Source organism: Pseudomonas sp. ASL8 (genome assembly GCF_056680355.1).
Window position 1 is genome coordinate 336,640 of record NZ_CM155278.1, and the last position, 19,676, is coordinate 356,315.

Genomic DNA, 19,676 nt, shown 5'->3' on the forward strand with positions numbered 1-19,676 from the left:
CCTTTCAGCACCCAGAACGGTGGTTTCCAGCATCGCCTAATATCGGCGACCAGAGAATGGCCCCGCTTTATCAGACAAGGCCCTCACTGTCGAGATATGGCGGTCGGGGTCCTTTGCGTATACTGCACCCATGTTTTCCCAATCCGCTTTCCGCCCGCGCTGTGCCAAATGGCTCATCGCAACCGGACTCTTCCTAATGCTCGGCGCCTGTGTTGATAAACCCAACACACTGGAACGAGTCAAGGAGGACGGCATTCTGCGCGTGGTCACTCGTAACAGTCCGGCCACTTATTTCCAGGATCGCAACGGTGAAACCGGTTTCGAATACGAGCTGGTCAAGCGCTTCGCCGAGGATCTCGGGGTCGAACTGAAGATCGAAACCGCCGACAACCTTGATGTTTTATTCGATCAGTTGCAGAAGCCCGGAGGCCCGGTGCTGGCCGCTGCGGGCCTGGTCGCTACCGACACACGCAAGCTGCAAGCCCGTTTTTCCCATCCGTACCTGCAAGTCACCCCCCAGATCATCTACCGCAACGGCCAGTCGCGCCCCACCGATGCCGGCGATTTGATCGGAAAAAAGATCATGGTGCTCAAGGGCAGCAGCCATGCCGAACAACTGGCCGCACTGAAGCTGAAAACGCCGGCGCTTGAGTACGAAGAGTCCGACGCGGTGGAAGTGGTCGACCTGTTGCGCATGGTGGATGAGGGCCAGATTGACCTGACCCTGGTCGACTCCAATGAATTGGCGATGAATCAGGTGTACTTCCCGAACGTGCGCGTTGCCTTCGACCTGGGCGATAGCCGTGATCAGCGCTGGGCCGTCGCACTGGGCGAAGACAACAGCCTGCTGAACGAGATCAACAATTTCCTCGACAAGGTCGAGAAGAACGGCACGCTACAGCGCTTGAAAGATCGCTATTACGGGCATGTCGACGTCCTTGGCTACGTGGGGGCCTACACCTTCGCCCAGCACCTTCAGCAGCGTTTGCCACACTATGAAAAGCATTTCCGTTCGGCAGGCAAGGAAGAGCAGGTGGATTGGCGATTGCTGGCCGCCATCGGTTATCAGGAATCGTTATGGCAGCCCGGCGTCACGTCAAAAACCGGCGTACGGGGTTTGATGATGCTGACTCAAAACACGGCGCAGGCCATGGGCGTGTCCAACCGACTGGATGCCAAGCAGAGCATCGACGGGGGCTCAAAGTACTTTGCCTACATGAAGGATCAGCTGGACGACAAGATTCAAGAGCCTGATCGTACGTGGTTAGCGCTTGCTGCCTACAACGTCGGTAGCGGTCATCTGGACGATGCGCGCAAATTGGCCGAGAACGAGGGCCTGAATCCAAATAAATGGCTGGACGTGAAAAAAATGTTGCCGCGTCTGGCGCAAAAAAAATGGTTCAGTAAAACCCGCTACGGTTATGCCCGAGGCGGCGAACCCGTGCACTTTGTCGCCAACATCCGTCGTTATTACGACATCCTCACGTGGGTTACCCAGCCGCAGCTTGAAGGCAGCCAGGTCGCCGACGGCAATCTGCATGTACCGGGCGTGGACAAGACCAAACCGACTGAAGACAACCCTGCACTTTAAGCGTCTGCCCAGATCTATCGCGCCAGAGAACTCAAGCCTTCGCCCGGCGCATCTTGAAGAACTCACTCAACATCGTCCCACACTCCTCCGCCAGTACGCCCCCTTCGAACAGCACCCGATGATTGAGGAAGGCCTGACTGAAGAACTGCCCCTGACTCTGGACAATACCGGCCTTGGGCTCAAGCGCACCGTAAACCACGCGAGCGATGCGTGAATGCACAATCAACCCGGCGCACATGCTGCACGGTTCGAGGGTGACGTAGAGGGTGCTACCCGGTAACCGATAATTACTGAGCGCCTGAGCGGCGGCGCGAATGGCGACCATCTCGGCGTGGGCGCTGGGGTCGCTACCGCTGATAGGGCAATTGAACCCGCGACCAATAATTTCGCCGTTCTGCACCACTATCGCGCCCACCGGCACTTCACCCAAGGCTGCGCCCTGCGTGGCCAGCGCCATTGCCTCACGCATGAAATGTTGATCCTGACTGCGATCAATAATCTGCGGTTGCCTCATCAGGACACCTCTATTGCGGCCATTAGCCCGGTTTCCATGTGGTCGATCACATGGCAGTGGAACATCCACACGCCCGGATTATCGGCTACCAGCGCGACACGTGCCCGCTCGTTTTTGCCGAGCAGGTAGGTGTCGGTGAAGTACGGAATGATCGTCCTGCGGTTCGACCCGATAACCTTGAAGCTCATACCGTGCAAGTGAATCGGGTGCTGATACTGGGTCATGTTCTTCAACTCGAAGATGTAGCTTTTACCCTTTTGCAGCTTGGCGATGGGCCGGTCGGCGCAGGTCTTGTCGGTGATGTCCCACGCCTTGCCATTGATCTGCCACAAGCTCGGTGGCGCACCATTGTCGACGTTCACCGACACGGAACCCACCCATTCAAAATTGAAGTTGAGCTTCTCGGCGTTGGCCATGTCAGGTTCGGAAACCGGATTGGCCGGCAGCGCCGGTGGCCATTTGCCGACCGCGTCGCTGCTGGCAACCGAACGAAAAGTCCCCAGGCGTACTGGACCGTTGCGCAGCGAAATCTCTTCACCCGCCGCGGGCGCCTTGATCGCCAGACAAATGCGCATGCCCGGCCCCAGCCAATATTCCTTACCCAGCGGCCGTGGCTTGACCGGGTTGCCGTCCAGCGCGTAGATCTGCGCCTCGACACCGGGCATGTTCAGGCGATAGGTCAGGGTATTGTCGAGATTGAGTAGCCTGACCCGGACAATCTGCCCGGCAGGCAAGTCAATGACCGCTTGCGGCACGCCATTGATAGTCGATAAGCGCCCCGCCGTACCGCCGCGCGCGGCTTCACGAGGCACGCTGAAGGCAGTGAATGCGCCCTCTTCGTCAACGTGCCAGCTTTTCAAGCTCAGGGTCCGCTCATGCAGGAAACCGGTCGGCTCACGCTCTTCAACGATCAGCGGCCCAACCAACCCGCGACCCAGCTCTTCGCTGCTGTTCACATGCGGGTGATACCAGTAGCTGCCGGCGTCCGGCACGCGAAACTTGTAATCGAAATACTCGCCCGGCAACACAGGCAGCTGCGAAACGTACGGCACGCCGTCCATTTCCAGCGGCAAACGAATTCCGTGCCAGTGGATCGTGGTCGGCACCGGCAGCTTGTTGATGAACCGTACTCGCAACCACTCGCCCTGACGCACCCGCAACTCAGTGCCCGGCGCGGAGCCACCGAATGCCCAGGCCGGGGTCTGATGGCCAGACACCAGCTCCAGATCCAATGGCGCGGCAATCAGCTCGTAGTCGTGCCCCGCGTCGGAATCCCTGCGCCCCAGCCAATAGCGCGAAGCGCCACCTGCGCCCAAACCAACCACGGCAAGACCGGCTAAACCTCCGAGTATTTGTCGACGGGTAAAGGACATAAGCGCAAGCACCTCAAAAAGAAAACAGAGCGGAGCCGGATGACCCGCACACACCTGAGAACAGATTCCAGGGGCGAATACGATACACCTGCATTTGAAAAAAAATAAGGGCAGCCTGGGCTGCCCTTATAGATTGAATCATTTCAGCGCTGCGAAGCTGCCAGCGCGATCAGATCATTCCCACTCAATGGTCGCTGGCGGCTTGCTCGATACGTCGTATGTGACGCGGGAGATGCCTTCGATTTCATTGATGATGCGGCCGCTGACGGTTTCCAGCAGTTCGTAAGGCAGGTGTGCCCAACGCGCGGTCATGAAGTCGACGGTTTCCACCGCACGCAGGGCTACAACCCAAGCGTAACGACGGGCATCGCCCACCACACCGACCGATTTCACCGGCTGGAACACCACGAATGCCTGGCTGACCTTGTGGTACCAGTCAGCCTTGCGCAGCTCTTCGATGAAGATGTGGTCAGCGCGACGCAACAGGTCGGCATATTCCCTTTTCACTTCACCGAGGATCCGCACACCGAGGCCTGGGCCCGGGAATGGGTGACGGTAAACCATGTCGTACGGCAGGCCGAGTTCGAGACCCAGGCGGCGGACTTCATCCTTGAACAGTTCGCGCAACGGCTCGACCAGTTTCAGGTTCATCTCGTCCGGCAAGCCACCCACGTTGTGGTGCGACTTGATCACATGAGCCTTGCCGCTTTTCGCGCCAGCCGACTCGATCACGTCCGGGTAGATGGTGCCCTGGGCCAGGTACTTGATGTTGTCCAGCTTGCAGGATTCGGCATCGAACACATCGATGAAGGTGCGACCGATGATTTTGCGTTTCTTCTCTGGATCGCTTTCGCCCGCCAGATTGTCGAGGAACTGATCTGCGGCGTTGGCGCGGATCACTTTGACACCCATGTTCTCGGCGAACATGGCCATCACTTGCTCGCCTTCGTGCAGACGCAGCAGGCCGTTGTCGACGAAGACGCAGGTCAGTTGATCGCCAATGGCTTTGTGCAGCAATGCCGCAACCACCGAAGAATCGACACCGCCGGACAGACCGAGCAGCACGTTATCGGTGCCAACCAGGGCACGGACATGCGCGATGGCGTCTTCCGCAATGTGCGACGGCGTCCACAAAGCTTCGCAGCCGCAAATGTCGAGAATGAAGCGCGACAGGATGCGACCGCCCTGCTTGGTGTGGGTCACTTCCGGGTGGAACTGCACGCCGTAGTAACCGCGCGCGTCGTCGGCCATGCCGGCGATCGCGCAGCTCGGGGTGCTGGCCAGTACGTGAAAGCCTTCCGGGATTTCAGTCACTTTGTCGCCGTGGCTCATCCACACGTCAAGGCCGAAAAGACCATCCGCATCAACGTGGTCTTCAATACCTTCGAGAAGGCGGCTCTTGCCCACCACATCGACGCGGGCATAACCGAATTCGCGCAGCTCGGAACCTTCGACGCGACCGCCCAGCTGTTCAGCCATGGTCTGCATGCCGTAGCAAATCCCGAAGACCGGCACGTTCAGGTCAAACACGGCCTTTGGCGCGCGCGGGCTATCGGCTTCGTGTACGGACTCAGGGCCACCGGCGAGAATGATCCCGCGTGGGTTGAATGCGCGAATCGCTTCGTCGTCCATGTCGAACGGATGCAGCTCGCAATACACGCCGATCTCACGCACGCGGCGGGCGATCAGTTGGGTGTACTGGGAACCGAAGTCGAGGATCAGGATGCGGTGGGCGTGAATGTCGAGGGCCATGACTCATTCTCTCGGTGGAATTCGGAAACAACACGGGGCTGCTAGCAGCCCCGATTATTTAGATGACACTGGATAGCGCTTTTAACCTACGCGGTAGTTCGGCGCTTCTTTGGTGATCTGCACGTCGTGGACGTGAGATTCAGCCATGCCGGCACCGGTGATACGCACGAATTCTGGCTTGGTGCGCATCTCTTCGATCGTGGCGCTGCCGGTGTAACCCATGGATGAACGCAGGCCGCCCATCAATTGGTGAACGATAGCGCTCAGCGAGCCTTTGTAAGCGACCCGGCCTTCGATGCCTTCCGGCACCAGCTTCTCGGCACCCTCGGAAGAGTCCTGGAAGTAACGGTCAGAAGAGCCCTGCGCCTGAGACATCGCACCCAGCGAACCCATACCGCGGTAAGCCTTGTAGGAGCGACCCTGGAACAGTTCGATTTCGCCTGGCGCCTCTTCGGTACCGGCAAACATCGAGCCCATCATCACGCAGGAAGCACCGGCCACGATGGCTTTGGACAGGTCACCCGAATAACGGATGCCGCCATCGGCGATCAACGGAACGCCCGTGCCTTCAAGGGCAGCGGCGACGTTGGCGATGGCACTGATTTGCGGCACGCCGACACCGGCAACGATGCGCGTGGTGCAGATGGAGCCAGGACCGATACCGACCTTGACCGCATCGGCGCCAGCTTCTGCCAACGCCTTGGCAGCAGCGCCGGTGGCGATGTTGCCGCCGATGACCTGCACTTCAGGGAAATTCTGTTTGACCCAACGGACGCGATCGATCACGCCTTTGGAGTGGCCGTGAGCGGTGTCAACCACCACCACGTCAACGCCGGCGGAGACCAGGGCTGCAACGCGTTCGGCAGTGTCCTTGCCGGTACCGACCGCAGCGCCGACACGCAGACGACCTTGATCGTCCTTGCTCGCCAATGGGTAGGCCTTGGCTTTTTCGATGTCCTTGACGGTCATCATGCCCTTGAGCGCGAACTTGTCGTCGACGATCAGGACTTTTTCCAGACGATGCCTGTGCAGCAGCTCACGCACTTCGTTCTTGTCGGCGCCTTCACGAACAGTGACGAGACGCTCTTTAGGCGTCATCACTTCACGGACAGGAACATCCAGACGGTTTTCGAAGCGCACGTCTCGAGACGTCACGATGCCGACCAGGTCGCCATTGTGCATCACCGGTACGCCGGAAATATTATGCAGATGCGTCAGTTCGAACAGATCACGTACCGTGGCATCCGCCTCAATGGTGATAGGGTCCTTGACTACACCGGCTTCGAACTTCTTGACCTTACGCACTTCGGCAGCTTGCTGCTCGATGGTCATGTTCTTGTGGATAATGCCGATACCACCTTCCTGAGCCATGGCAATTGCCAGACGGGCTTCAGTCACGGTATCCATTGCGGCAGAGACCAGCGGAATATTAAGCTCGATGCCACGTGTCAAACGTGTCTTCAAACTAACTTCGTTAGGAAGCACCTCGGAATAACCGGGCACTAGGAGAATGTCGTCGAAGGTTAGAGCTTCTTGGCTGATACGCAGCATCGCGGGGGCTCCCGAGCGGGAAATTGGAAGCGCGCCATTATACCCATACCGACCTGCCGGCTCAATGTAAACCTCAACCTATTATCAATCAGTGTCCAAATGCACTTTGACGAACGAAACCGGACGATCCAGACGCTCGGCAAATTCATCGAGAAAGCTCTGCTTGAACGAGGCGTCCAGCCAGTTATTGAAGATGAAACCCAGGTTGGAAAAACCGCAGGCTTGCAGGAACAGAAAGCCATTGATGTCGTCTTCATGCCCGCATTCCGGGCAGATGAAGTTATCGGTGTGACCCGGCATCCACTCTTCCAGGCTGTCGAACAGTGCTTCACCCACTTCTTTTCTGCACTCAGGGCAGCCGGCTTCTTCGGCGAAATCGGTCAGCGGGGTAAAGATGCAGCGTTTGGTGACGATCTCCAGGCCGTTGATCGCTTGCCCGAATGGCAAGGCCTCAGGGTTCTCGACGACATCACGGGCACCGGGCGCAACGGCATAGGCCATCTTGCTGAAACTGCGGCCGCAGGTGGTCAATTCTTGCTCGATGATATTCTTGTTCATCAGCCAGCGCAGGATCAGCCGGGCTCGGGCCTCGTGAGCCGGAAAGTCGGAAATCTGCGGGACGATGATGCTCTGGGTGTTCATGGACGACGCCTATTGCTGCTACTTAATAAGGCAGCTTAATCCCCCCCTCTTGCAGGTCAAGTGCTCGCTCATGTGGAGAGGTAGCGACCGATCAACGCAATACCACTCGCCAACACCAGCCACGTGACCAGACGCACAAAGGCCTCACGCGACAGTTTCATGATCAGTGAGCGGCCAATCCATGAACCCACGACCATCGCCGGAAACAAACACGCGGCCAGCATCAGCAATGGCATTTCGGCGTATACCCCCGCCAGCAGAAACAGGCTCAACCGGACGATGGTGCTGCAACTGATCAAAGCGGCCTGGGTCGCCCGCGCCTGCACCTTGGAAGGCAAACGGCTGTTAAGGTAAATAGCGTAAAGAAAACCACCACTGCCAAATAACGCACCGAACAGGCCGCCAATGGTGCCCATCGGTATCGCCCAGCCCGCCGCGAGCTGTGTCGGACGGATTTTTACCCCCAGGCTATAAAGCGCGTAAGCGGTGATGAACAACCCCATCAGCAACAGCAATATATCGGACTTGAGGTTGAGCAAAAACACCACACCCACGGTGCAGCCTACTGCCATGCAAGGCAGCAGGCGCAGGAGCTCGGCCTTGACCACCGATCGGCGCGAAGGCAGCAGATTGCCGAACGCAGCGATGAAATCCAGCAATACCAACAACGGGATGATCCGCGACAACGCCATGAAATTGATCAACACCGGCCCGGCGATCAACGCAGTACCAAATCCGGCGATGCCAAATACGATGTATGCGCCTATCACGCCCAGTTCGATCAGCACCCAGTCGAGGGGCGTGAACGCCAGTTGATTGAACAGTCCGGTTAAATCGGCAACGGTCATCGACATCCATCCATGAAATGATCCGTGCCGACTGTAACCAGCCCGCAGTACATTCGACCAGATAAAACCACCGCTACCTATCCTATATAAAGGCATGCCTTTATCATGCTCGCCATGATCAAAGACCCCTTCGCAAGACTCGGCCTCGACCGGGAAGTCCTCACCGTCAGCCAGCTCAACGGCCGCGCACGCGTGCTGCTGGAGGATGTGTTCAGTAATATCTGGGTTGAAGGCGAAATATCCAATCTGTCCCGCCCGGCTTCCGGCCATGTGTATTTCACCCTCAAGGACAGTGGCGCCCAAGTGCGTTGCGCACTGTTCCGACAAAGCGCCGCACGGGTTCGTCAGGTGCTGAAAGACGGTCTGGCGGTGAAAGTGCGCGGCAAGGTTTCGCTGTTCGAAGGCCGTGGCGATTATCAGTTGATTCTCGACACTGTCGAGCCCGCCGGTGAAGGGGCCCTGCGCCTGGCCTTCGATGCACTGAAAGACAAACTCAGCGCCGAAGGCCTGTTCAGCACCGAACGCAAAGTGCCCCTGCCGGCGCATCCCCGACGCATCGGCATCATCAGCTCGCCTACGGGCGCGGTGATTCGCGACATCATCAGCGTGTTCCGCCGCCGTGCGCCGCAGGTCCAACTGACATTGATCCCTACCGCCGTGCAAGGTCGTGATGCTATCGCGCAAATTGTCCGCGCCTTGAAACTGGCCGACTCTCGAGGGTTTGACGCCTTGATCCTGGCCCGTGGCGGCGGGTCGCTGGAAGACTTGTGGTGCTTTAACGAAGAAGCGGTGGCCCGGGCAATCGATGCCTGCGTGACGCCGATTGTCAGCGCGGTCGGGCATGAGACCGACGTCTCGATCAGCGACTTCGTAGCAGACGTACGTGCGCCAACGCCATCGGCTGCGGCAGAACTGCTCGCACCGGACTCCAGCGACCTGCAGCGTCGGGTCGATAACCTGAAGCGGCGGTTAGTCACCCGCATCCAGGACCGCTTGATGCGCGAGCGCCTACGCTTGGAAGGCATTTCCCTACGCTTGCGTCATCCTGGCGAGCGCCTGCGCCAGCAAGCACAACGTCTGGACGATCTGGACATGCGCCTGCGCCGCGCCTTTGAGCAGCACACGCAAAAACGCGCTGCGCGCCTGGCCCACCTGCAAGCCCGCCTCGCCGCCCAGCATCCGGGCCGTACCCTCGCGCTGTTGAGACAACGGCTGGACAGTTTGTCCCAACGCTTGCCTCGAGCGATTCGCGAGATCCTCAAGACCCGACGTTTACAGCTGCAAAGCCACATGCAGACGCTGCACGTGGTCAGCCCACTGGCAACGCTGAGCCGTGGCTACAGCATCCTGCTCGATGAACGTGGTCATGCGATTCGCAGTGCGGCACAAACCCATAACGGCCAGCGCTTGAAAGCCCGGCTTGGCGAAGGTGAATTGCAGGTGCGCGTCGAAGACAACCATCTGGCGCCTGTCACCCTCTCTCTTCTGGATTGATCTATTGATGCTGCGTTTTATTGCGCCACTTTTTGCACTGTGTCTTGCCCCGCCCGCCCAGGCCAGCAACGACAGTTACATTGCCCGCCTGCTGAACAAGCCGGTACCGGGCGGTGTTGCGGTCGTCGATCTGGGTGCCAGCGCTCAGGCGCCGCAAGCCAGTTATCAAGGCCGGCCGGTGTTAGTAGTCAAAGAACAGGATGCGCGCTGGCTGGCGATTGTGGGTGTGCCGTTGACGATCAAGCCCGGCAGCCAACAGATCACCGCCAAAACCGCGAATGGCACTCGCACCCTGACCTTCACCGTCGCCAGCAAGCAATACCCCGAACAACGCATCACCCTGAAAAACCAGCGTCAGGTCAATCCCAACCCCGCCGACCTGAAACGTATCGATGGCGAACTGGCCGAGCAGATTAGCGCTTACCGCAGCTTCACACCGGGGACGCCGAGCAACCTGCTGCTGGACAAGCCAGTGAGCGGCCCCCTTTCGAGCAAGTTCGGCGTTCGCCGCTTCTTTAATGGCGAGGAACGCAACCCCCACGCGGGTCTGGATTTCGCTGTACCGGCGGGCACCCCGATCAAATCGCCAGCCGCTGGCAAGGTGATCCTGATCGGCAATTACTTCTTTAACGGCAATACCGTGTTCGTCGACCACGGCCAGGGCTTCATCAGCATGTTCTGCCACATGTCGAAAATCGACGTGAAGGTTGGACAGACAGTCACCCGTGGCGGCGTGGTGGGCAGAGTCGGCTCAACCGGCCGCGCTACCGGACCGCATATGCATTGGAACGTCAGCCTGAACGATGCCCGGGTTGATCCAGCGATTTTTATCGGTGCATTTCAGCCCTGAGTTGCGCCCCCGTGGAAGACCGCGCAATTTGCGCGGCCTTTTACTTATGATTCAGCCATAAAAACCCGGTAAAACGCTAAATCAGATGATTTATCTCAATTTTTATCGAGTGCTTGCCAACTTTCACCCCAATGGTTACGGTTGACGGCATGAAAACCTCACACACCCTCATTCTATTGCGCCAACATCGCTGCCTTTGCCTGGTCAGTGCACGACTGCCAAGCTAGATTGCGGTGCCTCGCCCCTTTCTTTCGTTTCAACGGTAGGCCGCCTCTATCCGGCCAGCACAACAAGGATTTCTCCCATGGCAATGCTTAACGATCCCTCGACCAAGTACCGCGCGTTTCCAACTATTGACCTGCCTGACCGTACCTGGCCTTCAAAGACCATCACGACAGCGCCGATCTGGTGCAGCTCTGACCTTCGCGACGGTAACCAATCGCTGATCGAGCCGATGGATGCGGTCAAGAAACTGCGTTTCTGGAAGACCCTGGTCAGCGTCGGCGTCAAAGAAATCGAAGCGTCGTTCCCGGCCGCCTCGCAAACCGACTTTGACTTCGTCCGTACCCTGATTGAAGGCAACCACATCCCGGACGACACCACCATTCAGGTGCTGACCCAGGGTCGTGAGGACTTGATCGCGCGCACGTTCGAATCCCTGCGCGGGGCAAAGAAAGCCATTGTTCACCTGTATAACGCCACCTCGCCTTCGTTCCGCCGCATTGTCTTCAACCAGGACAAAGCAGGCGTGAAAGAGATCGCAGTCAGCGCTGCCAAGCTGTTCGTCAAGTTCGCAGCCCTGCAGCCTGAAACCCAGTGGACGTTCGAATATTCGCCGGAGACTTTCAGCGCGACCGAACTCGAGTTCGCCAAGGAAGTGTGCGACGCAGTGATCGAGGTCTGGAACCCGACACCTCAGAACAAAGTCATCCTCAACCTGCCAGCAACCGTTGAAGTGGCTACGCCAAACATATACGCCGACCAGATCGAGTGGTTTGGCCGCAATATCAATCGCCGTGACAGCGTGCTGATCAGCCTGCACACCCACAACGACCGTGGTACCGGGGTTGCGGCCACTGAGCTGGGCTTGATGGCTGGCGCTGATCGCGTTGAAGGTTGCCTGTTCGGTAACGGTGAGCGCACCGGTAACGTCGATCTGGTGACTGTGGCACTCAACCTCTACACCCAGGGCATCAACCCTCAGCTGGACTTCTCGGACATCGACGGCGTGCGCAAAGTCGTCGAGGAGTGCAACCAGATTCCGGTTCACCCACGCCATCCGTATGTGGGCGATCTGGTGCACACCGCGTTCTCTGGCTCGCACCAGGACGCCATCCGCAAAGGTTTCAGCCAGCAAAAGCCAGATGCGTTGTGGGAAGTGCCTTACCTGCCAATCGACCCGGCCGATATCGGTCGCAGCTACGAGGCGGTGATTCGGGTCAACAGCCAATCCGGCAAAGGCGGCATCGCTTACTTGCTGGAACAGGAATATGGCATCTGCCTGCCACGCCGGATGCAGATCGAGTTCAGCCAGGTGGTTCAGGGTGAAACCGATCGCCTGGGCCTGGAAATGAGCGCGCAGCAGATTTACAACTTGCTGCACCGCGAATACCTGCAAGCCAACGTGCCGTACGCCCTGCTCAGCCATAAGCTGCAGGAAGAAAACGGCAACAGCTCAGTGGATGCCGAAGTCCATTGCGATGGCGAGACCCAGCACTGGCGTGGCAAGGGCAAAGGCGCCCTGGAAGCGCTGGTTGCCAGCCTGCCGGATTCCGTGGAAATCATGGACTACAGCGAACACGCCATTGGCGCCGGAACCACGGCCAAGGCAGCTGCTTACATCGAGCTACGAGTGAACGGTGATCGTGCGGTCCACGGTGTTGGCATTGATGAGAACATCACCACTGCCAGCTTCCGCGCACTGTTCAGTGCACTGAATCGCTCACTGAGTCAGGCCCAAGCCAAAGCCGCTTGATCTGAGCGACTGAAACAAAAAACGGCCCCGAAGCGAACGCTTCGGGGCCGTTTTTGTATTTGCTTCACGCATTCCCTGCCGGAGATGTCGCCCCGTCAGCAACGCCGCGCTGTCGCGCAGTTCAAACTGTAGGAGCGCGCTTGCCCGCGATCGGCTGCGCAGCAGTCGTCAATCAGCTCGCTCGAGCGAAGACCATTCGACGAGGTCAGTCAGGCACACCGCGTTGCGGCTTTCGCAGACAAGTCAGCGCCTACGGGGGTTAGCGATTGGTTGGAAATCGCATAATCAATGCAACTCGAAAGCGTCAGCATCCAGATTCGCCGGGAAGCGTTTGCGGTAGGCCGCCAGGTCGGCAGCGCTCAGGCAAACCTGAAACACCCCATCGGCCTCACCGGCGCTTAGCAGGCTTTCACCCTGGAAGTCGAAAACGTGGCTGTCACCCGTGTAGGTAAAGCCCTTACCGTCAGTGCCGACTCGATTGACTGCGGCGACGTAGCAGAGGTTTTCGATGGCGCGAGCGGGGAGCAGACGATTCCAGTGCAGTCGTCGTGCGCCGGGCCAGTTGGCGACATACAGCAGCAGGTCAGTGTCTTGCGCATCACGGCTCCAGACCGGGAAACGCAGGTCGTAGCAAATCAGTGGCCGAATCCGCCAGCCTTTCAATTCGAACTGAACCTGACGCTCACCCGGAGTGAAGTGCTTGTGCTCCCCCGCCATGCGAAACAGATGACGTTTGTCGTAATGCAACAGCTCACCGTCGGGGCGTGCCCATAGCAGGCGGTTGCGATGGCTGCCGTCAGCAGCCTGAACGATCAGGCTGCCCGTCACGACCGCATCCAGTCGTTTGGCCTGGGCCAGCATCCACTTGGCGGTGGGGCCATTTTCCGGCTCGGACAAGGTTTCGGACTGCATCGAAAAGCCGGTGGTGAACATCTCTGGCAGGATAATCAGATCTGCACCCCGAGCCTGATCCAGCATCAGCTCGAAATGCTCATAGTTGGCCTCGCGGTCGTGCCACACCAGAGTGGTCTGGACCAACGCTATATTGAGGTTGGGCAGTTCGCTTAAATCGCGCATAGTTTTTCCGCTGCCTGACGCAACGTCTCCTCGCGTTTGGCAAAGCACAAACGAATCAGGCGTTGCCCTGATGGTGGGCTTTGGTAGAAGACCGAGATCGGAATAGAAGCCACCCCATGCTCGCGGGTCATCCACAGCGACATATCGACGTCATTCAAATCCGGACGAATGTTCGAGTAATCCACCAGCTGAAAATAGGTGCCCGCTACGCGGCTGAAGTTGAAGCGGGAGGGTTCGAGCAGGTCGCAGAACAGATCGCGCTTGGCCTGATAGAACGCGGGCAGTTCTTCGACATGCTCGGGGTGCTCAGCCATGAAGTCAGCCAAGGCGTATTGCAGCGGCGTTACGCCACAGAAGCTCACGTACTGGTGGATCTTGCGCAACTCGGCAGTCAAGGCCGGAGGCGCGACCACGTAACCGGTTTTCCAGCCGGTGACGTGATAGGTCTTGCCGAACGAACTGACCACGAACGCTCGCTGGTACAGTTCTTCATGGGCCAGCACGCTGGCGTGCGGCACACCGTCAAACACCAGGTGCTCGTACACTTCGTCGCTGACCAGATAAATGTCGCGATTGGCGATCAACGCCGCCAACTGATCGAGCTCAGCGCGGGTGATCAACGCGCCGCTCGGGTTGTGCGGGCTGTTGAGGATGATCATGCGCGTGCGCGGGGTCAGGGCTTCGCCAAGCTTCTGCCAATCAATGGCGAAATTGTCCAAACCAAGCTGCACATGCACGCAGCGACCTCCCGCCAGCTCGACCGAAGGTTCATAGCTGTCGTAGCACGGGTCGAACACGATCACTTCGTCGCCGGGCTGAATTACCGTCTGGATCGCGCAAAAAATGGCCTGGGTTGCGCCGGGGGTGATGGTGACTTCTGTGTCGGCATCCACCTGACGCCCATAGCTACGGGCAATTTTGGCCGCCACTTGCTGGCGCAGGGCAGGCAAGCCGGTCATCGGCGCGTATTGGTTGTGGCCATCAGCGATGTGCCGGCCCACAGCATCACGTAGCGCTTGCGGGCCGTCGAAATCCGGGAAACCCTGGGACAGGTTGATTGCCCCGGTCTGCGCGGCGAGCTGGGACATCACGGTAAAAATGGTCGTGCCGACATTCGGCAGCTTACTGATGATCATGGGCCATTCCCTTGCTTGCACCCGGCTCTACGGCGGCACGGGAAACAAACAGGATAGCCCATACCACGCGCATAAAAAAAGGCGCCATTGGCGCCCTTTTCAAGAATATCCGTTACCGGATCAACGCTTATCTTTGCGTTTTTTGTCAGCTTTCTTGTGGTGCGACATCATTCGACGCTTCTTGTTGACCTGACGGTCTGTCAGCGTGTTCTTGTTGCCTTCGTACGGGTTCTCACCGCCTTTGAACTCGATCCGGATTGGCGTACCGACCAGCTTCAACACGCGGCGGTAGGTGTTTTCCAGATAACGGACATAAGACTTGGGTACTTTCTCGACCTGGTTGCCGTGAATCACGATCAACGGTGGGTTAGCACCGCCCAAGTGAGCATAGCGAAGCTTGATGCGGCGGCTGCCAACCATCGGCGGTGCGTGCTCGCTGACCGCGTCTTCAAGGATCTGAGTCAGGCGGTTAGTCGGCCAGCGGGTGACCGCGGACTTGAACGAGTTCTGAACCGATTGGTAGAGGTTACCCACACCCGTGCCATGCAAGGCCGAGATGAAGTGGATATCGGCGAAGTCGACAAAGAACAAGCGACGTTGCAGCTCAATCTTCACGAACTCGCGCTCGCTCGGATCCATGCCGTCCCACTTGTTCAATGCGATAACCAGCGCACGACCGGATTCCAGGACAAAGCCCAGCAGGTTGAGGTCGTGATCGACCACGCCTTCGCGGGCGTCCATCACGAAGATCACCACGTTGGCGTCTTTGATCGCCTGCAGGGTTTTCACCACCGAGAACTTTTCGACTTCCTCGTGGACCTTGCCGCGCTTGCGCACACCCGCAGTGTCGATCAGCGTGTACTTCTCGTCGTTGCGCTCGAAGGGAATGTAGATGCTGTCACGGGTGGTGCCTGGCTCGTCATAGACGATAACCCGGTCTTCACCGAGCATGCGGTTGACCAACGTCGATTTGCCAACGTTTGGACGGCCGATGATCGCGATCTTGATCCCGTCTTTTTCGCTAGGACCTGGAATGCGCTTGGCTTCCTGGCCTTCGGCGACATCTTCGGCCTCAATCTCTTCTTCAGGGTCTTTCGGGAATTCGCTCAGGGCGATTTCCAGCATCTGAGTGATGCCGCGACCGTGAGCACCGGCCACCGGGATCGCATCACCCATGCCCAACGGGCTGAATTCAGCGCGTGCCATTTCAGGATCGATGTTGTCGACCTTGTTGGCTACCACGTAGGAACGCTTGCCACGCTTGCGCAAGTGCTCGCCGATCATTTGGTCAGCAGCGGTGAAACCGGCGCGGGCGTCTACCAGGAACAACACGACATCGGCTTCTTCGATGGCCAGCAGCGACTGCTCGGCCATCTTTTCGTCCATGCCGTGTTCATCACCAGAGATACCGCCGGTGTCGATCAGAATGTAGGAACGCCCTTGCCACTTTGCCTCACCGTACTGGCGATCACGGGTCAGACCGGACAGATCGCCGACAATAGCGTCGCGAGTCCTGGTCAGGCGGTTGAATAAGGTGGACTTGCCGACGTTCGGTCGACCCACCAGGGCGATTACGGGAACCATGCGGCTCTCCACTTCGTTATTTCAGAAAATACAAAAGCCGCTGCATGGCAGCGGCCGGAGTTCGGAGCGGCACCAGAAGTGCCGCAGGCCTTGCCGGGGCAAGGCTGCAAGAGGCCCTATGTTTCAAACATAGACAGCGGCCTCATGCATAGACAACCATTACTTGATCTTCAGGGCTTCCAGCTTGCCGCTGTTGCCAAACACATAAATCGTGTCGCCAACGACCAACGGACGGGCACGCAGGCCATCGCCGTCAATTTTCTCACGGCCAACGAAACGACCATCGACCTGGCTCAGCAGGTGCAGATAGCCTTCCATATCGCCGACCGCTACGTAGCTGGAAAACACTTCCGGCGCACCCAGCTGGCGACGAGCCAACGCATCGTTGCTCCAAAGCGCTGTCGAGGAGCGCTCATCGACGCCTTCGACAGTGCCACTGGCCAGACTCACGTAGACGCTGCCAAAACCTTGGGCGACACCGGCATAGCTTGACGCATCACGCTGCCAAAGCACACGACCGCTCTCTACATCCAGACCGGCGACACGACCCTGGTAGGTGGCGACATACAGCGTACTGCCGGACAACAGCAGACCACCGTCGATATCGACAACACGATCCAGTTCCGAGCGACCTTGTGGAATAGCAACGCGTTGCTCCCAGATCGGCACGCCGTTCGAGGTATCCAATGCAACGACCTTACCCGTCGACAGACCCGCCACCGCAAGGTGATTGGTCACAATCGGCGCGCCAGTACCGCGCAATGTCAGGACCGCAGGGGTGCTTTCGTAGATCCAGCGCTGGTTGCCAGTGGCAGCATCGAAGCCGATCACACGGTCATCCTGCGTCTGAACCACGACCACGTCACCGTTGGTCGCAGGCGCTGCCAGCACTTCACTGGTCACGCGAGCGCGCCATTTTTCTTCGCCGGTGGCAGCGTCCAGAACGACGACTGCGCCTTTGAGCGTACCGACCATCACCAGACCGGAGCCTACGCCAACGGCACCGGAAACAGGCAGTTCAAGGTCTTTCTTCCAGATCACGTCGCCGGTAATGCGATCCAGAGACATCACAATACCGGTGACGTCCGCAGCGAAGATATGCTCACCTTCGACAGCGGGAACCAACATGCTGTAGTTCTTGCCCTGGCCATCACCGATGGAGCGACTCCATTGCTTTTGCAGAACCACTTCTTCTTTGAAGTCGGTCAGCTCGGCCGGTGGTAATTCCTTTTTGCTGTTGCTACTGCAACCCGCGGCCAATATGGCCAGGGCCAGCAATGCTGCATGTTTCCAACGCATCACGTCACGCATCCCCTTTCGCCAGGTCGTCGAGTTTCATTTGTAGGCCACCCACTGCCGCTTCTTCAGACAGCGCGGATTTGGCTTTTTGATAGGCTGCATGCGCCTCGTCGGCACGGCCCAGCTGTACCAGCAGGTCGCCCTTGAGTTCTTCACGGCTGGCCAGGAATGCTTTGTCGGCATCACCGTCGAGCAGCTTCAGCGCTTCGTCGGTCTTGTTCTGAGCAGCCAACACCCGAGCCAGACGCTGACGCGCGATTTCACCCAGCGTGTCGCTGGACGGCTTAGCGGTAATCACTTTAAGTTCAGCAACAGCATCATCGAGCTTGCCGGTATCGACCGCTACTTTAGCCACGAACAGGCTGCCGTATTGGGCGTAAGCCGAGCCGCCGAATTCACTTTTCAACTTGCCGGCGATATCCGCGACCCGTGCCGCGTCAGGCTGACCGCTCGGGGTCAGGGCCGTTTCCAGCAATTGCTGATAGAGCATCGAGGCGCCTTGCGACTGATTGCCCTGATATCTGTGCCAGGCTTGCCAGCCAAATACCACGATCAACGCCAGCAAACCGCCAGTAACCAGGGGTTTGCCGTTGCGTTGCCACCAGTCCTTCATCACGGCCAGTTCTTCATCTTCGGTACGCGACACCCCAATACTCCTATTCGCTAAAACGGCTGTTTATCAGCTTCAACCCTGCACAACGCAGGCGGCCAGGTGCTCAGACAGAGCATCCCAGGCAATATTTTGTTGTTCGCCCTGGCCACGCAGGGGTTTGAAACCTACCACTTGCTGGGCCAGTTCATCGTCGCCCAGGATCAGCGCGTACAGTGCACCGCTCTTGTCGGCTTTTTTGAACTGGCTTTTAAAACTGCCAGCGCCGGCATTGACCTGCAAACGCAGGTTCGGCAACTGGTCACGCAAACGTTCGGTCAGGGTCAATGCAGCCAGCTCGGCAGCTTCACCGAAGGCACACAGATAGACGTCGACCTGACGCGAGATTTCTTCCGGGATCTGCTCCAGGGTTTCCAGCAACAGGACCAGACGCTCGATGCCCATGGCGAAACCGACGCCGCTCGTAGGCTTGCCGCCCATTTGCTCGACCAGGCCGTCATAACGACCACCGGCACACACGGTGCCTTGGGCGCCCAACTGATCGGTGACCCATTCGAAAACGGTTTTGCTGTAGTAATCGAGCCCGCGCACCAGCTTGGGATTGATCACATACGGAATACCGGCTGCGTCCAGACGTGCCTTGAGGCCGTCGAAGTGGATGCGCGACTCGTCGTCGAGGTAATCCGCCAGCTTCGGCGCGTCCACCAGAACGGCCTGGGTTTCAGGGCTCTTGGTGTCGAGAACACGAAGCGGGTTGGTTTTCAGACGGCGCTGGCTGTCTTCGTCGAGCTCGCTTAGGCGTGCCGACAGAAACTCGACCAGCGCCTCGCGATAACGCCCGCGCGCTTCGCTGGTGCCCAGGCTGTTGAGTTCAAGTTTGACCGCGCCGCGAATGCCCAGCAGGCCCCATAGACGCCAGGTCAGAACAATCAGCTCGGCGTCGATGTCCGGGCCATCAAGATTGAAGACTTCCACACCGATCTGATGAAACTGACGATAACGGCCTTTCTGTGGCCGCTCGTGGCGGAACATAGGCCCGATGTACCAAAGCTTCTGAACCTGGCCGCCGCCGGTAATACCGTGCTCGAGCACTGCACGCACACACGCGGCAGTGCCTTCAGGGCGTAAGGTCAGAGAGTCACCGTTACGATCGGCGAAGGTGTACATCTCTTTTTCGACGATGTCGGTCACTTCACCGATAGAGCGCTTGAACAGCTCGGTGAACTCGACGATTGGCATACGGATCTGGCGATAACCGTAGTTATCCAGCAGACGCGACACCGTGCCCTCGAAATAGCGCCACAGGGGCGTCTGGTCGGGCAGGATGTCGTTCATGCCACGAATGGCTTGCAGAGACTTACTCACGAAAAATCCTTAGCG

At 58.5% G+C, this 19,676-nt stretch carries 16 protein-coding genes; 4 read left to right on the forward strand and 12 right to left on the reverse strand.

Translation table 11 applies throughout. The features are described from left to right. Positions 1-130 precede the first annotated feature (130 nt). A complete protein-coding gene (gene mltF, locus AC1MEA_RS01570; RefSeq protein WP_219061149.1) occupies positions 131-1,591 on the forward strand; it encodes a membrane-bound lytic murein transglycosylase MltF in 1,461 nt (486 codons plus the stop codon). A 31-nt stretch (positions 1,592-1,622) separates the two neighbouring features. Here the strand turns inward: mltF and tadA are convergent, their stop codons facing one another. The 6 genes from tadA to AC1MEA_RS01600 form a co-directional block, all read right to left on the reverse strand. Then, positions 1,623-2,105 carry a tRNA adenosine(34) deaminase TadA gene (gene tadA / locus AC1MEA_RS01575; protein ID WP_480916436.1) on the reverse strand — a complete coding sequence of 161 codons (483 nt, stop codon included), beginning with the start codon at positions 2,103-2,105 and terminating at the stop codon, positions 1,623-1,625. Continuing rightward, complete coding sequence (locus AC1MEA_RS01580; RefSeq protein ID WP_449632964.1) at positions 2,105-3,478, reverse strand: multicopper oxidase family protein; 1,374 nt, start codon at positions 3,476-3,478, stop codon at positions 2,105-2,107. Before AC1MEA_RS01580 ends, tadA begins: the two co-directional genes overlap by 1 nt. Positions 3,479-3,652: 174 nt before the next feature. After that, a complete protein-coding gene (guaA, locus tag AC1MEA_RS01585) occupies positions 3,653-5,230 on the reverse strand; it encodes a glutamine-hydrolyzing GMP synthase (RefSeq protein WP_480916437.1) in 1,578 nt (525 codons plus the stop codon). Positions 5,231-5,311: 81 nt separating this feature from the next. Further along, positions 5,312-6,781, reverse strand: a complete 1,470-nt coding sequence (guaB, locus tag AC1MEA_RS01590) for an IMP dehydrogenase (protein ID WP_219061145.1) — start codon at positions 6,779-6,781, stop codon at positions 5,312-5,314. An 84-nt stretch (positions 6,782-6,865) separates the two neighbouring features. Continuing rightward, positions 6,866-7,423, reverse strand: a complete 558-nt coding sequence (locus AC1MEA_RS01595) for a sugar ABC transporter ATPase (protein WP_480916438.1) — start codon at positions 7,421-7,423, stop codon at positions 6,866-6,868. 68 nt (positions 7,424-7,491) lie between these two features. Further along, entirely contained in the window at positions 7,492-8,277 is a 786-nt protein-coding gene (locus AC1MEA_RS01600) for a sulfite exporter TauE/SafE family protein (protein ID WP_480916439.1), read from the reverse strand. A 108-nt stretch (positions 8,278-8,385) separates the two neighbouring features. On the opposite strand from AC1MEA_RS01600, the gene xseA reads away from it, so the two are divergent. The 3 genes from xseA (at position 8,386) to leuA (ending at position 12,590) form a co-directional block, all read left to right on the forward strand. Continuing rightward, on the forward strand, positions 8,386-9,765 hold the full coding sequence (gene xseA, locus AC1MEA_RS01605; RefSeq protein ID WP_480918086.1) for an exodeoxyribonuclease VII large subunit: 1,380 nt from the start codon (positions 8,386-8,388) through the stop codon (positions 9,763-9,765). Between the two features lie 7 nt (positions 9,766-9,772). After that, positions 9,773-10,615, forward strand: a complete 843-nt coding sequence (locus tag AC1MEA_RS01610) for a peptidoglycan DD-metalloendopeptidase family protein (protein ID WP_480916440.1) — start codon at positions 9,773-9,775, stop codon at positions 10,613-10,615. A 304-nt stretch (positions 10,616-10,919) separates the two neighbouring features. Next, positions 10,920-12,590, forward strand: a complete 1,671-nt coding sequence (leuA, locus tag AC1MEA_RS01615; RefSeq protein ID WP_480916441.1) for a 2-isopropylmalate synthase — start codon at positions 10,920-10,922, stop codon at positions 12,588-12,590. Between the two features lie 285 nt (positions 12,591-12,875). On the opposite strand, the gene AC1MEA_RS01620 is transcribed toward leuA, so the two are convergent. From AC1MEA_RS01620 to hisS, 6 genes are all read right to left on the reverse strand, one after another. Further along, a complete protein-coding gene (locus tag AC1MEA_RS01620; RefSeq protein ID WP_219061140.1) occupies positions 12,876-13,667 on the reverse strand; it encodes an amidohydrolase in 792 nt (263 codons plus the stop codon). Then, a complete protein-coding gene (locus AC1MEA_RS01625; protein WP_219061139.1) occupies positions 13,655-14,803 on the reverse strand; it encodes a pyridoxal phosphate-dependent aminotransferase in 1,149 nt (382 codons plus the stop codon). Before AC1MEA_RS01625 ends, AC1MEA_RS01620 begins: the two co-directional genes overlap by 13 nt. Before the next feature lie 120 nt (positions 14,804-14,923). After that, positions 14,924-16,387 carry a ribosome biogenesis GTPase Der gene (der, locus tag AC1MEA_RS01630; protein ID WP_219061138.1) on the reverse strand — a complete coding sequence of 488 codons (1,464 nt, stop codon included), beginning with the start codon at positions 16,385-16,387 and terminating at the stop codon, positions 14,924-14,926. A gap of 159 nt (positions 16,388-16,546) precedes the next feature. Continuing rightward, positions 16,547-17,698, reverse strand: a complete 1,152-nt coding sequence (bamB, locus tag AC1MEA_RS01635; protein WP_449632971.1) for an outer membrane protein assembly factor BamB — start codon at positions 17,696-17,698, stop codon at positions 16,547-16,549. Beyond that, complete coding sequence (locus AC1MEA_RS01640; RefSeq protein WP_480918087.1) at positions 17,691-18,299, reverse strand: tetratricopeptide repeat protein; 609 nt, start codon at positions 18,297-18,299, stop codon at positions 17,691-17,693. The genes bamB and AC1MEA_RS01640 overlap by 8 nt, the downstream gene beginning before the upstream one ends. Positions 18,300-18,371: 72 nt before the next feature. Next, the gene (gene hisS / locus AC1MEA_RS01645; protein WP_219061136.1) at positions 18,372-19,661 is read right to left on the reverse strand and encodes a histidine--tRNA ligase; all 1,290 of its coding nucleotides are present in this window, start codon (positions 19,659-19,661) and stop codon (positions 18,372-18,374) included. Positions 19,662-19,676 lie beyond the last annotated feature (15 nt).